We start from the raw sequence: 12,690 nt of genomic DNA on the forward strand, positions 1-12,690 counted from the left end.
TCCGCCATGCATTACTTGAACTTTACCTTGGCCACCAGGCCCAGCGTCAAACTGGTTTCGCCCGGCTCGAAGTTCGGCTCTTCCACCTGCACGCCCTCGCTTTTCGGCGCGGCGCGCAGATTGGCAGCACCCATGACATTGACCCGCTGCGCATAATTGCCCGAACCTTCGAAATCGATGCTCTCGACCACCGCGTCATTGGGATTGCGGCCCATGGCGCCGGCGATTGACGCCACGCGCTGGTTCAGGTTTTTATAAGCAGCCACGATGCGCTCATCGTCAAGCTTGCGGATGGTCTCGGGCGCCAGGCCGAAGTTCAGGCGATTCAGGGTCAGGATGGCTTGCGCCGCCGACACGGTCTTCGGCAAGGCGGCCAGATTCGTTGTCTTTACCTGCAGGGTCTGCCCCACGCGCCAGCCGGTAGGCACACGCGGCTTGGCCACGCTGCCAGCTGGCAACGGCGCCACTTCCGGATACACCGCGTAAGTATAGTAACCCTGGGTTTTCAGCACGGCTTGCGGATCGGCCTGCTTGACGATGGCCACGCCCTGGTTCATCTTCTGATTCACGCGCGAGGCGGCGGCGGCCTTGTCCTTGTCCTGCTCCTCAATCGCCAGGGTAATAATGACTTGGTCGTTCGCATGCACCACTTCGCCGCTGGCAGGTACCACCACCAGAGTGCCGGCGGTGGGCAGGCCTTGCGCATGGACGGTAGCGGCGGCAGTGACAGTGGCAGCAAACAGCATCGATTTCAGGACAGTCATGAAAACCCTTTCAAAATGGTGGCGGCAAAAACAATCATGGGGCCAGATAGCCCCATGATTTTTTACCAAGTCATTCTAGCGCGAAAATATTTACTTTGTCGCACCATCACCGCGTCGCGGTTTATTTGAACTTGACTTTGCCCACCAGGCGCATATTCAGGGTGGTCTCGCCGGGTTCGAAGCTTGGCTCGGCAACCTGGCCATCCTCGGCCATCTTGGCGCTGCGCATCATCATCGGCGCGGGCGCCGCAGGGCTTTCGCCAGCGTAATTACCGGAGCCTTCGAAGTCCACCGTATCGAGCACAGCGTCGGACACATTGCGGCCCATCGCGCGCGCGATCGAAGCGATGCGCTCGTTCAGGTTTTTATAGGTGGCGGCGATACGCTGGTCGTCGAGCAGGCGGATGGTTTCCGGCTTCAGGCCAAAATTGAGGCCGTTCAGTGTCAGCACGCCCTGAGCGGCAGAGACGGTTTTCGGCAGGCCGGCCAGGTTGGCAGTGGTCACTTCCAGGTACTGGCCCACGCGCCAGGCGGTCGGCACGCGCGGCTTGGCGACGGCACCGGCCGGCAGCGGGCGGTCTTCCGGATACACCGGGTAGGTGTAATAGCCATAGGATTTCAGCACGGCCGACGGATCAGCCTGCTTGACGATGGCGACGCCCTTGTTCATTTTCTGGTTGACGCGCGAAGCGGCAGCGGCCTTGTCCTTGTCCTGCTCTTCGATGGCCAGGGTGGCGACCACTTGGTCATTGGCATGCTTGACTTCGCCAAAGGCGGGCACGACTACCAGGGTGCCGGTGGTCGGCAAGGTTTGCGCTTGCGCGGAAAGGGCAACGGTGGCTGCGGCGGCAACCAGTACGGATTTGATCATGGATACGACTCCTCGGTGGTGGATGCAGACAGGGTCGATGTGCGCCCTGCTGCTTATGGATATGGTGAGACTGGCCTGATTCTAACGGCCAAAAATTTGCCGTGGTGCAAATTAACAAATCGTCACACTTTCCGCCCCCCGCTCACATCCGGACACACTTTAGTGCCCTGAAACAACCCCGCCAGTGCGCCGGCCCGGCTTGAAGCTGCTGCGTGCCGACCAGGCGACAGCAAGGGCAGCGAGCAGCAAGGCCAGCACAGTCCACGGAAAGACCACCACGCCGTAGCCGTCGAGCAGCACGCCACCCACCACGCCGCCACCGGCAATCGCCACGTTCCAGATGGTGGCCACCATCGATTGCGCCACGTCCATGCCGTCGCCGGCCGCGTCGGCCGATGCCGTTTGCAACAAGGTACCGGCACCGCCAAAGGTCACGCCCCACACTGCCATGCTGACATAAATCACAAACGGGTTGTCCATGCCCAGGCCCAGCGCGATGGCAATCAGGGCAAACGCGGCAATACAGCCCAGCACCAGCTTGCGCAGCCAGCGGTCGATCAGCCGGCTGACCAGCCAGATGCCGGCCATGGAACCCACGCCATACACCAGCAGCACCAGGTCTATCCGCGCGCGCAAGCCAGACGGCGCCAGGAACGGCGCGATGTAGGTGTACAGGATGTTATGCGCCAGCATCCAGGCGACGATCACCGTCAGGATGGGCCGCACGCCTGGTGTCATGAAGACCTCGGCTATACTCTGGCGCTCGCCCTGCTTTTTCCCAGGATAATCAGGCACGGCCACCAGTATCCACGCCACCAGGATAATGGCCAGGCCGGACATCACGCCGAAGATACTGCGCCAGCCCAGCACGCCGCCCATCAGGGTACCGAGCGGCACGCCCAGCGACAAGGCCAGCGGCGTACCGATCATGGCGACCGCCATCGCCCTGCCCTGCTGCGCCATGCTGACCATGCGCCGCGCATAGCCGGCCATCAGGCCCCAGGCCAGCCCGGCGGCCATGCCTGCCAAGAAGCGCGAAGCCAGCGCTACCATGTAATTGGGCGCCAGCGCGGTGATGGTATTGAACACCAGAAAGCCACCGACGGCCAGCAGCAGCACCTTGCGGCGGCGCCAGCCGCTGGTCATGGCGGTCAAAGGGATTGCGGTCAGGATCGAGCCGATCGCAAACACGGTCACCAATTGGCCAGTCATCACTTCGGAAATGCCCAGACCGTGTGAAATCTGCGGCAACAAGCCGGCGGGCAAGGTTTCTGCCAGGATGGCGATAAAGCTGGTCATCGCCAGCGCCAGCAAGGCAGCCAGCGGAAAGCGTTGGGAAATGGCAGTGGCAGCAGCGCCTGGGACAGGCACTGTGGCGGTCAAACGGTCAGTCATGTGGGTACCTCGGGTTGCGCAGGCGATGCTGCAAAAGCCTGGCGTGCCAGCTAACTGGCGGTAATGCGCGTTGCGGTCGGCAGAAACCGAAACAGATGCCGTAGCGAGCGCAACGGCAAAGGAAGGGCGTAATTGTATAGGAAACGCACCAAAAGCGTGCGCACGGGAACGCCAGTCTCCTGGCCAGCCGTCATTCAGGCATCGTTGGCCGCCTTGCGCGGCGAAAACCAGGCGTTCGATGCTGGACTGAACAGGAAGGCGCAGATGACGACAAACGTGAGAGCACCAGGCAGCACGCCGGTCTTGACAGGCACGGTTGCCAGGCTGACGGCGATGTCGATCACGCTCCACACGACATACACGGTACGTGCGCCGCGATACCCTTGCAGCATGGCCGCTGCGCTTGCCAGCGTGATTGCCAGGCCACCGAGCAGGATGGCGTATTGTGCCTCGGCTGAAATCGGGCCGCGCGCCATCCACGCCAGCATCACGGGATCGTTGCGGCCGAGGTAAGCCGAGGCCAGCGACAACAACGAGCCCAGCATCAGGAACCAGCAGCTGATGGCAACCGAAACCGGGCGCTTGAGCGAGTTCAAATTTCCGACGATAACTTTTGAATGAACCAGCATGGATTGACAGTTATTTTTTAACGGCACTGATTTTAGCTGATCGCTGCCATGCCGGTCGCACTAAAAAAAAGCCGGCTTGCGCCGGCTTCGTATGCAATAAAAAAGCTTAGTTCTTCGACTGGTCGACCATCTTGTTCTTGGCGATCCAGGGCATCATGGCGCGCAGCTTGGCGCCGACTTCTTCGATCTGGTGCTCGGACGTCAGACGGCGGCGCGAAATCAGGGTCGGTGCGCCGGCCTTGTTTTCCAGGATGAAGCTCTTCGCGTACTCGCCGGTCTGGATGTCCTTCAGGCACTGGCGCATGGCATCCTTGGTGGCCGAGGTGACCACTTTCGGGCCGGTCACGTATTCGCCGTATTCGGCGTTGTTAGAGATCGAGTAGTTCATGTTGGCGATGCCGCCTTCATAGATCAGGTCGACGATCAGTTTCAGTTCGTGCAGGCACTCGAAGTAAGCCATTTCCGGCGCGTAGCCAGCTTCGGTCAGGGTTTCGAAACCGGCCTTGATCAGTTCAACGGCGCCGCCGCACAGCACTGCCTGCTCACCGAACAAATCGGTTTCGGTTTCTTCGCGGAAGTTCGTTTCGATAATGCCGGCACGGCCGCCGCCGTTGGCCGAGGCGTACGACAGGGCGATATCGCGGGCCATGCCCGATTTGTCCTGGTACACGGCGATCAGGTGCGGCACGCCGCCACCCTGGGTGTAGGTGGCGCGCACGGTGTGGCCTGGCGCTTTCGGTGCGACCATGATCACGTCGAGGTCGGCGCGTGGCACGACCTGGCCGTAATGCACGTTGAAGCCGTGGGCAAAGGCCAGCACGGCGCCTTCCTTGGCGTGTGGCGCAATGTTTTCGCTGTAGACCTGGGCGATGTTTTCATCCGGCAGCAAAATCATGATGATGTCGGCCGCTTTCACGGCGTCATTGACTTCCGCCACTTTCAGGCCGGCTTGTTCGACCTTGTTCCACGAAGCGCCGCCCTTGCGCAGGCCGACGGTGACGTTAACGCCCGAATCGTTGAGGTTTTGTGCATGGGCATGGCCTTGCGAACCGTAGCCGATGATGGCAACGTTTTTACCTTTGATCAAGGAGAGGTCGGCGTCTTTGTCGTAAAAAACTTTCATGGTATTTCCTATGTATTTGATGAACTGCGTTGTATGGGAGTGCGGCCGGGGCCGCGTGCTGCATTTTTTATACTTTGAGGATGCGTTCGCCGCGGCCGATGCCCGAGCCGCCCGTGCGGACGGTTTCCAGGATAGAGGCGCGGTCGATCGAATCGATGAACGCGTCGAGCTTGACCTTGTTGCCCGTCAGCTCGATCGTGTAGGTCTTTTCGGTCACGTCGATAATGCGGCCCCGGAAGATGTCGGCGGTGCGCTTCATTTCCTCGCGCTCCTTGCCCACTGCTCTTACCTTGATCAGCATCAGTTCGCGTTCGATATGCTGGCCTTCGGTCAGGTCCACCACCTTGACTACCTCGATCAGGCGGTTCAGGTGCTTGGTGATCTGCTCGATGATGTCGTCCGAGCCGCTGGTGACGATGGTCATGCGCGACAGCGTCGCGTCTTCAGTCGGCGCTACGGTCAGGGTTTCGATGTTATAGCCACGGGCCGAGAACAGGCCCACCACGCGCGACAGCGCACCGGCTTCGTTTTCCAGCAAGACAGAAATAATATGGCGCATGGTTACAGGTCCTCCGAGCCGAGCATCATTTCGGACAAGCCTTTGCCGGCTTTCACCATCGGCCACACGTTTTCGGACTGGTCGGTAATGAAGTTCATGAATACCAGCCTGTCTTTCATGCCAAACGCCTCTTTCAGGGCGCCGTCGACGTCGCCCGGTTTTTCAATTTTCATGCCGACGTGGCCATAGGCCTCGGCCAGCTTTTCAAAGTCCGGCAGCGAATCCATGTAGGACTCGGAATAGCGCGAGCCGTAATCGATTTCCTGCCACTGGCGCACCATGCCGAGGAAACGGTTGTTGAGCATGATGATCTTCGGCGTCAGGTGATACTGCTTGCACGTGGCGAGCTCCTGGATGCACATCTGGATCGAGCCTTCGCCGGTAATGCAGGCAACGGTGGCGTCCGGATTGGCCATCTGCACGCCCATGGCGTACGGCAAGCCGACCCCCATGGTGCCCAGGCCACCGGAATTGATCCAGCGGCGCGGCTTGTCGAAGCGGTAGTATTGCGCGGCCCACATCTGGTGCTGCCCCACGTCGGACGTGATGAAAGCGTCGCCCTTGGTGATCTGGAATACTTTTTCCACCACCGATTGCGGCTTGATCACCAGGTCGGAAGTCGGGTATTTCAGGCAGTCGCGGCCACGCCATTCGGCGATCTGCTTCCACCAGTTGCTCAAGGCATTGACGTTCGGCTTGGCTTCGGCCGCATCCAGTTGCGCCAGGAACTCGATCAGCACGTCCTTGACGTTGCCGACGATGGGAATATCGACTTTCACGCGCTTCGAGATCGACGATGGATCGATGTCGATGTGAATGATCTTGCGCGGATGCGAGGCGAAGTGTTTCGGGTTGCCGATCACGCGGTCATCGAAACGGGCGCCGATGGCGATCAGCACGTCGCAGTTCTGCATCGCCATGTTCGCTTCGTAGGTGCCGTGCATGCCGGGCATGCCGACAAACTGCTCGCTCGAGGCGCGGTAGCCGCCCAGGCCCATCAAGGTGTTGGTGCAAGGAAAACCGAGGCGGTCGACCAGCTTGTTCAGCTCGGGTGCCGCATGCGCCAGGATCACGCCGCCGCCGGTGTAGATCATCGGACGTTCGGCTTGCAGCAGCAGTTGCACGGCTTTGCGGATCTGGCCCGCATGGCCCTTGTCGACCGGACGGTAGGAGCGCATCTCGACTTCCTTCGGATAGTCGAAATGGCACTTGTGCATGCTGATATCCTTGGGGATATCGACCAGCACGGGACCGGGACGGCCGGTGCGGGCAATAAAGAAGGCTTTCTTGATTGTCGCAGCCAGGTCTTTCACGTCCTTGACGAGGAAGTTGTGCTTGACGACGGGGCGGGTGATGCCCACGGTGTCGCATTCCTGGAACGCATCCTGGCCGATCGCATGGCTCGGCACCTGGCCGGAAATGACTACCATCGGGATGGAGTCCATGTAAGCGGTCGACAGACCGGTTACGGCATTGGTGACTCCGGGGCCGGACGTGACAATGGCCACACCGACTTTGTTGGAGCTGCGCGAATAGGCGTCGGCTGCGTGCACGGCGGCCTGCTCATGGCGTACCAGGATATGCTGGAATTTGTTTTGCTGGAAGATGGCGTCGTAGATATACAGTACGGCTCCGCCCGGGTAACCAAAGACGTGCTCGACGCCTTCTTCAGCCAGACAGCGCACGACGATTTCCGCGCCGGTAATGGGACCGATGGCCGGTCCCGAGGCAGATCCTCTTGCTTCGGTATTCATGAAACATTCCTTTCAAGGTCCATTGGAGATTGATCGGATGTTCTTTCCTGACGAGGTACGCCTGACGCTACAGTCTTCCTGCTTCCCTTTTCATGCGGTCACGACATTTCTTTGGGCACCCATAGATACCTTACAAAACAACGCTTAACGCAACTCGTTTGGCCGGAGTTTCTGTGGCGACTGTACGAACCGCTCGCGCTTGTGGCGCGGGTTAGAACAAACTGCCTACAAATGAAAGCGCGTCTTGTCGCTGGTGGCGTTGTGTGCCAGTTGCAACTTGACCATAGAGCTTTGGGGTGTTCAAAGCGTCCCATACGTTATCGCGTCGCACCATGATGGTCAAGGAAAATGTATCCCAAACCGGCTTTTTGCGCGCCTGCGGTGCAAAAATCATGCGGAAATGCACATTTTTTGCTAGCATGCGCTCAGTTTGCATAATGCAGGCCACCTCCCCCCACAGCCCACGCAGCCGCCGGCTCGCTCCTTACCGCATGGCAACAGACAAAGAACTATCCGATTTTCTCGAACATGTGGAGCGGCGCGCCTTCAAGCAGGCCGCCTACGCCGTACGCAAGGACGAATCTGCGCTCGACATCGTGCAGGACGCGATGATCAAGCTGGCCGAAAAATACGGCGACAAACCGGCGGCCGAACTGCCGGGGTTGTTCCAGCGCATCCTGCAGACGACCATCCTCGATTACTTCCGCCGCGAAAAGGTGCGCAACACCTGGGTCAGCCTGTTTTCAGGCATGAAACCATCGGGCGACGAGCATGAGGACTTTGATATACTGGAGACGTATTCGTCAGAACAGGGGTCGAGCGCCGCAGAATCTTCGGCAGATCAGGTCGAACGCGCACAAATGCTTGATTTGATTGATGAAGAGGTACAAAAGCTGCCCGCGCGTCAACGCGAAGCCTTCCTCATGCGTTACTGGCAGGATATGGACGTGGCTGAAACGGCGCTGGCAATGGGCTGCTCGGAAGGCAGCGTGAAAACACATTGTTCAAGAGCTACCCACGCGCTCGCCGAATCGCTGAAAGCCAAGGGAATACAACTATGAATACCGACGACATCAACTTCGCCTACAAAGTGCGCCACGCGCTCAACGAAAAGCTCGACGACCTGCCGGCCTCGACCACCGACCGCCTGGCGGCCGCGCGCAAGGCGGCGATGGCGCGCAAGAAGGCCGACGTCCCCGCGCGCGTAGCGGCAAGGAAGACGGTATTGGCCGGCATCGCCACCAACCTGCTGGCCGAACCGCTGTCATGGCTGGGCCGCATGAGCGTGGTGATTCCGCTGCTGGTGTTGGTGCTTGGCGGCGTCGGCATCTACCAGTTCGAGCAGGAGCAGCAGATTGCCGAACTGGCCGAACTCGACGCCGCCGTGCTGTCGGACGAACTGCCGCTGTCGGCCTATATGGACCATGGCTTCAACGCCTACCTGACGAAAAGCGCGCAATAATGGCCGACGCCACCGCAAGCAAGGCCCGCAACGGCTGGATCATCGGCGGCGCGGCCCTGGGCGCCTGCGCTCTGGCGGGCGCGTCCTGGGTATACGCCAACCAGGACGCAGCACCGCCTGCTCCCGCCGTCGCGCCGGCGCCAGTGGCGAAAGCTGCCGCGCCAGCCGCGCCGGTGAAAAATGCCGGCAAGTTGCAGTGGGCTAACCTGTCGCCGGCGCAGCAAGCGGCCTTGCAGCCGCTGGCCGGCGAGTGGAACAAGCTCGAAGCGCCGCGCAAGCAGAAGTGGCTCGATATCGCGAATCGCTTTGCCTCGATGAAACCGGACGAGCAAGCGCGCGTGCACGAACGCATGCGCGACTGGATCAAGCTGACGCCCGAACAACGGCGCACGGTACGCGAAAACTACGCGCGCTCCAAGAAGATCGATCCGGGTCAAAAATCGGCTCAGTGGGAGCAATACCAGCAGTTGCCGGAAGAACAAAAGAAAAAACTGGCGGCCGAAGCCGTGCCGAAAAAAGTCCCTGTCGTCAAACCCGACATCCGCCCGCCGGCCGTCAACGCGGTGCCTGCGGTGCCTGCGCTACCAGCTGCGCCTGCAACCGTGCCAGCCGTTCCCCCGGTCGCTCCGGCAACCCCGGTGGCGCCGCCTGCCAATACCAGCCCCGCACCCGACTATGCCCGATAACACCGTGCTTCTCAGCACCACCCCCAGCATCGGGCGGCGCTTGATCTCCATCGTGTATGAGTCCCTGCTGGCACTGGCGGTGTTGTTCCTGCCCTTCCTGGTGTTTGAACTGGCGGCACAGGGCGCCCATACGCCATTGACCGAACATATGCGCCAATGCTTGGCCTTCCTGGTGATGGGCGCCTATTTCATTCATCAATGGAGCCGCGAGGGCCAAACCCTGGCCATGAAAACATGGCGCCTGAAAGTGGTGCTGCCGGGCCACTCCCACCTGCCACTGCGCGTGGCCGCATTCCGCTACGTGCTGGCGTGGATGTGGCTGCTGCCCGGCATCCTGGTATCGTACCTGCTGGACTTGCAGCACTGGCAGGCCCTGTCGGCGATCGGCATCGGCATGCTGGCTTGGGCAAGCACTGCCCTTTTCACCGGCAATGGCCAGTTCCTGCACGACAGGCTGCTGGGTACGCAGATTGTGCAATTGCCAGCACCGGCCAAAAAGGCCAGGAAGGTCGCCGCCTGAGGTAATGCCGTTCAGTTAGCACACCTACGCCACCGGTAAACCTGCAAAGCGGATTAAGACCCCAGTCGCCGGCACAGGCGCACCGGGCCAAGCGGGTCCGAAAAATGTCGAGGGCAAGGCGCAGCGACGACGACAGTACGCTAGTACGGCTAGAAGCTGCAACGCAGCCATCGGCATTTTCTCGGGCTCGCGACTCCGGCCCGCCATTTTTACGTTTTTAAGCTTTGCGACTTTCAATGCGTCGTACACGATGAGCGCTTGACACACTTTTTCCAGGCACTTGACCTGGATCATTGAAGAAAGCTGGGCGGCTCTGCCATCATGGCACGCCATGAAAACCGCTCCTCCACCCCACGTCCATATCCTCAAGTCGCGCACGGAAATCTGTACCGAAGAAGAAGTCACGCGGCTCGTCCACACGTTCTATGCGGCGGCCCGCGATGACGCCATGCTCGGGCCCGTGTTCGGCCGTGAAGTCAAGAATTGGGACGAACATCTGGCCACTCTGGTCGACTTCTGGTCAGGCCTGCTGCGCGGCACCATGCGCTACCACGGCAAGCCGCTGGCGCAGCACGCACAGATGGAAAACCTGACGCCATGCATGTTCCGCCGCTGGCTGACCTTGTTCTTTGCCACCACCGAAAGCCTGGGCAACCCGGCACTGCAGGAAAAAGCCGACGCCATCGCCCTGCGCATCGCCGAGCGGCTATGGAAGAGCTTTGCCGAAAGCCATCTGCAGCAGCACCCTGCTTAGAACCTTTCGTAACCTTGCAGATAGCGCCATTGTCCCGCAGGCATGGCGCCCATCGAAATACGGCCTATGCGCAGGCGCTTGATGCCCACCGCCTCCAGGCCCACCATGCGGCACATATGGGCCAACTGGCCCGGTTGCACGTTTTTCAGCGCAAAGCGCAGCCGCGTTTCGTTCTGCCAGCTTACTTTCATCGGCGGCAAAGGCTTGCCGTTGAACGGCAGGCCGTGATTGAGCAGCGCCAGGCCACCTTCTGCGATACTGCCCGTCACTTCGACGATGAATTCCTGCTCCACGGTTTTTGCTTCATCGACCAGTTTGCGCGCGACGCGGAAATCCTGGGTAAATACCAGCAGGCCCGAGGCCATGGTTTCCAGCGGATTGGTGACCGTCAGGCCGATCAGATGGCGTTTCAAAAAACGCGTGATCGAGCTTGGCGCCACGTTCTCGGGCGTAAAAATCTGTTCGGGAAGCAAGCAGCTCAATGCGGGCTTGCCATCGCTGCCAGCGCCACCATTGATGCCGGCCGGCTTGTGCAGCAGGATGGTAACGGGCGGCATTTCATCGAGCGTTGCGTTTGGCAACAGCACCACCTCCTGCTTGTCCGATACGCGTGCGCCGGCCTCTTCGACCAGCTCGCCATCGACCGTGACCCAGCCGCCCTCGATATACAGTTCGGCCTCGCGGCGCGAACAAGGCAAATCTTCGGCCAGGCGCTTGGCAAGGCGGACGGTGGGCATATCGATTGGTGTGGTCATGTAAAGTGCGGAAGGAGGAAAAGCAGGTATTGTAATCGACGCGCTCAATGCAGTGGCTGGGCAACGGAAGGCTGGGGTCAGACCCGACGGGTCCGACCCCGGCTGTTACGCTGCGGCCCTGGCCAGTTGCTCGGCAAAGAAACGGTGGCCCATCTCTTCCAGGCCCAGCGTCTGCAGCACTTCCTGCAGCCGCTCCGTCGGGCGCTGGCGCGGCAGATTCTTGTAGCTGGCGATAATCAGCTCGTTCTTCATCGAATGCTCCCAACCAACCAGTTCGGTCACGCTGACCTGGTAGCCATGGGCTTCGAGCTGCAGGCAGCGCAGCACGTTGGTGATCTGGCTGCCGAACTCGCGCGTATGCAGCGGGTGGCGCCACAGTTCCGTCAGCACGTTCTTGCCCAGCGTCTTGCCCTTGTTCTTTTTCAGCACGGACGCCACTTCCGCCTGGCAGCACGGCACCAGCACCATGAATTTCGCCTTCTTTTTCAAGGCGAAATGAATCGCATCATCGGTGGCCGTATTGCAGGCATGCAGGGCGGTGACAATATCGATCTGCTCCGGCAGAAGCGTCGACTCGGTCGACTCGGCCACCGACAGCGGCAAAAACGACATGCCGGGGAACTTGAATTTCGCGGCCAGCTCTTGCGAGCGCTGCACCAGTTCCTCACGTGTTTCGATGCCGTAGATATGCGAGCCATCGTTGCCGTTCTTGAAGAACAGGTCGTACAGGATAAAGCCCAGGTAGGACTTGCCGGCGCCATGGTCGACCAATGATACGCCGGGATGGTCGAGCTGCACTTCGCGCAGCAGCGGCTCGATGAACTGCGTCAGGTGATACACCTGTTTCAACTTGCGGCGGCTGTCCTGGTTCATCTTGCCGTCGCGCGTCAGGATATGCAGCTCCTGCAGCAAGGCAATCGACTGGCCGTCCTTGATCTCGGGCATATTGCTGGCGGCCGTGATCACGTCTTTAGTCGCAGCTGCCGCTGGTGCCGCGGCCCTGGCGTGCTTGGTCGAACTGGCCATCTTAGTGACTGCCTTCGCTGACCTGGTTGATGGTGTATTTCGGGATCTCGACGACGAGATCAGCCTCGGCCACGATGGACTGGCACGACAGGCGCGACACGGCTTCCAGGCCCCAGGCTTTGTCGAGCATGTCTTCTTCCAGTTCGGTTGCTTCGTTCAGCGATTCGATTCCTTCGCGCACCAGCACGTGGCAGGTGGTGCAAGCGCACGATTTTTCGCAGGCGTGCTCGATATCGATATCGTTTTCCAGCAGGATGTCGCAGATGGACTTGCCGGCAGGAGCTTCGATGACGGCGCCGTCCGGGCAAAGCTTGGCGTGCGGCAGAATAACGATTTGTGGCATATTTCCTCTGATTTCAATGATTACCGGCGCCGAGCAAGGCAGCGCCAGG

General features: G+C 60.3%; 15 protein-coding genes. 5 read left to right on the forward strand and 10 right to left on the reverse strand.

The window, feature by feature from the left end; genetic code table 11:
• Positions 1-11: 11 nt before the first annotated feature.
• From ACQ4WM_RS04110 to ACQ4WM_RS04140, 7 genes are all read right to left on the reverse strand, one after another.
• Entirely contained in the window at positions 12-764 is a 753-nt protein-coding gene (locus tag ACQ4WM_RS04110) for an SIMPL domain-containing protein (protein WP_436545419.1), read from the reverse strand.
• Between the two features lie 121 nt (positions 765-885).
• The gene (locus tag ACQ4WM_RS04115) at positions 886-1,635 is read right to left on the reverse strand and encodes an SIMPL domain-containing protein (protein ID WP_436545420.1); all 750 of its coding nucleotides are present in this window, start codon (positions 1,633-1,635) and stop codon (positions 886-888) included.
• A 159-nt stretch (positions 1,636-1,794) separates the two neighbouring features.
• On the reverse strand, positions 1,795-3,030 hold the full coding sequence (locus tag ACQ4WM_RS04120; RefSeq protein ID WP_436545421.1) for an MFS transporter: 1,236 nt from the start codon (positions 3,028-3,030) through the stop codon (positions 1,795-1,797).
• 194 nt (positions 3,031-3,224) lie between these two features.
• Complete coding sequence (locus ACQ4WM_RS04125) at positions 3,225-3,575, reverse strand: hypothetical protein (protein ID WP_436545422.1); 351 nt, start codon at positions 3,573-3,575, stop codon at positions 3,225-3,227.
• Positions 3,576-3,765: 190 nt separating this feature from the next.
• Positions 3,766-4,782: a ketol-acid reductoisomerase gene (ilvC, locus tag ACQ4WM_RS04130; protein WP_436545423.1), complete on the reverse strand. Its 1,017-nt coding sequence runs from the start codon at positions 4,780-4,782 to the stop codon at positions 3,766-3,768.
• A gap of 67 nt (positions 4,783-4,849) precedes the next feature.
• On the reverse strand, positions 4,850-5,341 hold the full coding sequence (gene ilvN / locus ACQ4WM_RS04135; protein WP_065310638.1) for an acetolactate synthase small subunit: 492 nt from the start codon (positions 5,339-5,341) through the stop codon (positions 4,850-4,852).
• 2 nt (positions 5,342-5,343) lie between these two features.
• Entirely contained in the window at positions 5,344-7,095 is a 1,752-nt protein-coding gene (locus tag ACQ4WM_RS04140; RefSeq protein ID WP_436545424.1) for an acetolactate synthase 3 catalytic subunit, read from the reverse strand.
• A 491-nt stretch (positions 7,096-7,586) separates the two neighbouring features.
• Between ACQ4WM_RS04140 and ACQ4WM_RS04145 the strand changes: the two genes are divergently transcribed.
• The 5 genes from ACQ4WM_RS04145 to ACQ4WM_RS04165 all read left to right on the forward strand — a co-directional run bounded on the left by ACQ4WM_RS04145 (position 7,587) and on the right by ACQ4WM_RS04165 (position 10,517).
• Positions 7,587-8,156 (forward strand): RNA polymerase sigma factor, encoded by a 570-nt coding sequence (locus ACQ4WM_RS04145; RefSeq protein WP_436546197.1) that lies wholly within the window; start codon positions 7,587-7,589, stop codon positions 8,154-8,156.
• On the forward strand, positions 8,153-8,557 hold the full coding sequence (locus ACQ4WM_RS04150) for a DUF3619 family protein (protein ID WP_436545425.1): 405 nt from the start codon (positions 8,153-8,155) through the stop codon (positions 8,555-8,557). The genes ACQ4WM_RS04145 and ACQ4WM_RS04150 overlap by 4 nt, the downstream gene beginning before the upstream one ends.
• Complete coding sequence (locus ACQ4WM_RS04155; protein WP_436545426.1) at positions 8,557-9,243, forward strand: DUF3106 domain-containing protein; 687 nt, start codon at positions 8,557-8,559, stop codon at positions 9,241-9,243. The genes ACQ4WM_RS04150 and ACQ4WM_RS04155 overlap by 1 nt, the downstream gene beginning before the upstream one ends.
• Positions 9,233-9,763 carry an RDD family protein gene (locus tag ACQ4WM_RS04160; protein ID WP_436545427.1) on the forward strand — a complete coding sequence of 177 codons (531 nt, stop codon included), beginning with the start codon at positions 9,233-9,235 and terminating at the stop codon, positions 9,761-9,763. The genes ACQ4WM_RS04155 and ACQ4WM_RS04160 overlap by 11 nt, the downstream gene beginning before the upstream one ends.
• A gap of 331 nt (positions 9,764-10,094) precedes the next feature.
• Positions 10,095-10,517, forward strand: coding sequence for a group III truncated hemoglobin (locus tag ACQ4WM_RS04165; RefSeq protein WP_436545428.1), 423 nt, complete (start codon positions 10,095-10,097; stop codon positions 10,515-10,517).
• On the opposite strand, the gene ACQ4WM_RS04170 is transcribed toward ACQ4WM_RS04165, so the two are convergent.
• From ACQ4WM_RS04170 to fdx, 3 genes are all read right to left on the reverse strand, one after another.
• A complete protein-coding gene (locus ACQ4WM_RS04170; RefSeq protein WP_436545429.1) occupies positions 10,514-11,272 on the reverse strand; it encodes an rRNA pseudouridine synthase in 759 nt (252 codons plus the stop codon). The genes ACQ4WM_RS04165 and ACQ4WM_RS04170 overlap by 4 nt on opposite strands.
• Positions 11,273-11,377: 105 nt before the next feature.
• Positions 11,378-12,298, reverse strand: a complete 921-nt coding sequence (locus ACQ4WM_RS04175) for a class I SAM-dependent methyltransferase (protein WP_436545430.1) — start codon at positions 12,296-12,298, stop codon at positions 11,378-11,380.
• A 1-nt stretch (position 12,299) separates the two neighbouring features.
• Positions 12,300-12,641, reverse strand: coding sequence for an ISC system 2Fe-2S type ferredoxin (gene fdx, locus ACQ4WM_RS04180; protein WP_034750070.1), 342 nt, complete (start codon positions 12,639-12,641; stop codon positions 12,300-12,302).
• Positions 12,642-12,690 lie beyond the last annotated feature (49 nt).

Origin of the sequence: Janthinobacterium longum, assembly GCF_051380735.1 — a bacterium.
GTDB lineage: Bacteria > Pseudomonadota > Gammaproteobacteria > Burkholderiales > Burkholderiaceae_D > Janthinobacterium.

Coding starts and splice junctions, on each gene's coding strand:
- ACQ4WM_RS04145 (WP_436546197.1), top strand. CDS start 7,587: ATGGCAACAGACAAAGAACTATCCGATTTTCTCGAACATGTGGAGCGG.
- ACQ4WM_RS04120 (WP_436545421.1), bottom strand. CDS start 3,030: ATGACTGACCGTTTGACCGCCACAGTGCCTGTCCCAGGCGCTGCTGCC.
- ACQ4WM_RS04160 (WP_436545427.1), top strand. CDS start 9,233: ATGCCCGATAACACCGTGCTTCTCAGCACCACCCCCAGCATCGGGCGG.
- ACQ4WM_RS04115 (WP_436545420.1), bottom strand. CDS start 1,635: ATGATCAAATCCGTACTGGTTGCCGCCGCAGCCACCGTTGCCCTTTCC.
- ACQ4WM_RS04110 (WP_436545419.1), bottom strand. CDS start 764: ATGACTGTCCTGAAATCGATGCTGTTTGCTGCCACTGTCACTGCCGCC.
- ilvN (WP_065310638.1), bottom strand. CDS start 5,341: ATGCGCCATATTATTTCTGTCTTGCTGGAAAACGAAGCCGGTGCGCTG.
- ACQ4WM_RS04125 (WP_436545422.1), bottom strand. CDS start 3,575: ATGCTGGGCTCGTTGTTGTCGCTGGCCTCGGCTTACCTCGGCCGCAAC.
- ACQ4WM_RS04155 (WP_436545426.1), top strand. CDS start 8,557: ATGGCCGACGCCACCGCAAGCAAGGCCCGCAACGGCTGGATCATCGGC.
- ACQ4WM_RS04175 (WP_436545430.1), bottom strand. CDS start 12,298: ATGGCCAGTTCGACCAAGCACGCCAGGGCCGCGGCACCAGCGGCAGCT.
- ACQ4WM_RS04150 (WP_436545425.1), top strand. CDS start 8,153: ATGAATACCGACGACATCAACTTCGCCTACAAAGTGCGCCACGCGCTC.
- ACQ4WM_RS04165 (WP_436545428.1), top strand. CDS start 10,095: ATGAAAACCGCTCCTCCACCCCACGTCCATATCCTCAAGTCGCGCACG.
- ACQ4WM_RS04140 (WP_436545424.1), bottom strand. CDS start 7,095: ATGAATACCGAAGCAAGAGGATCTGCCTCGGGACCGGCCATCGGTCCC.
- ilvC (WP_436545423.1), bottom strand. CDS start 4,782: ATGAAAGTTTTTTACGACAAAGACGCCGACCTCTCCTTGATCAAAGGT.
- ACQ4WM_RS04170 (WP_436545429.1), bottom strand. CDS start 11,272: ATGACCACACCAATCGATATGCCCACCGTCCGCCTTGCCAAGCGCCTG.
- fdx (WP_034750070.1), bottom strand. CDS start 12,641: ATGCCACAAATCGTTATTCTGCCGCACGCCAAGCTTTGCCCGGACGGC.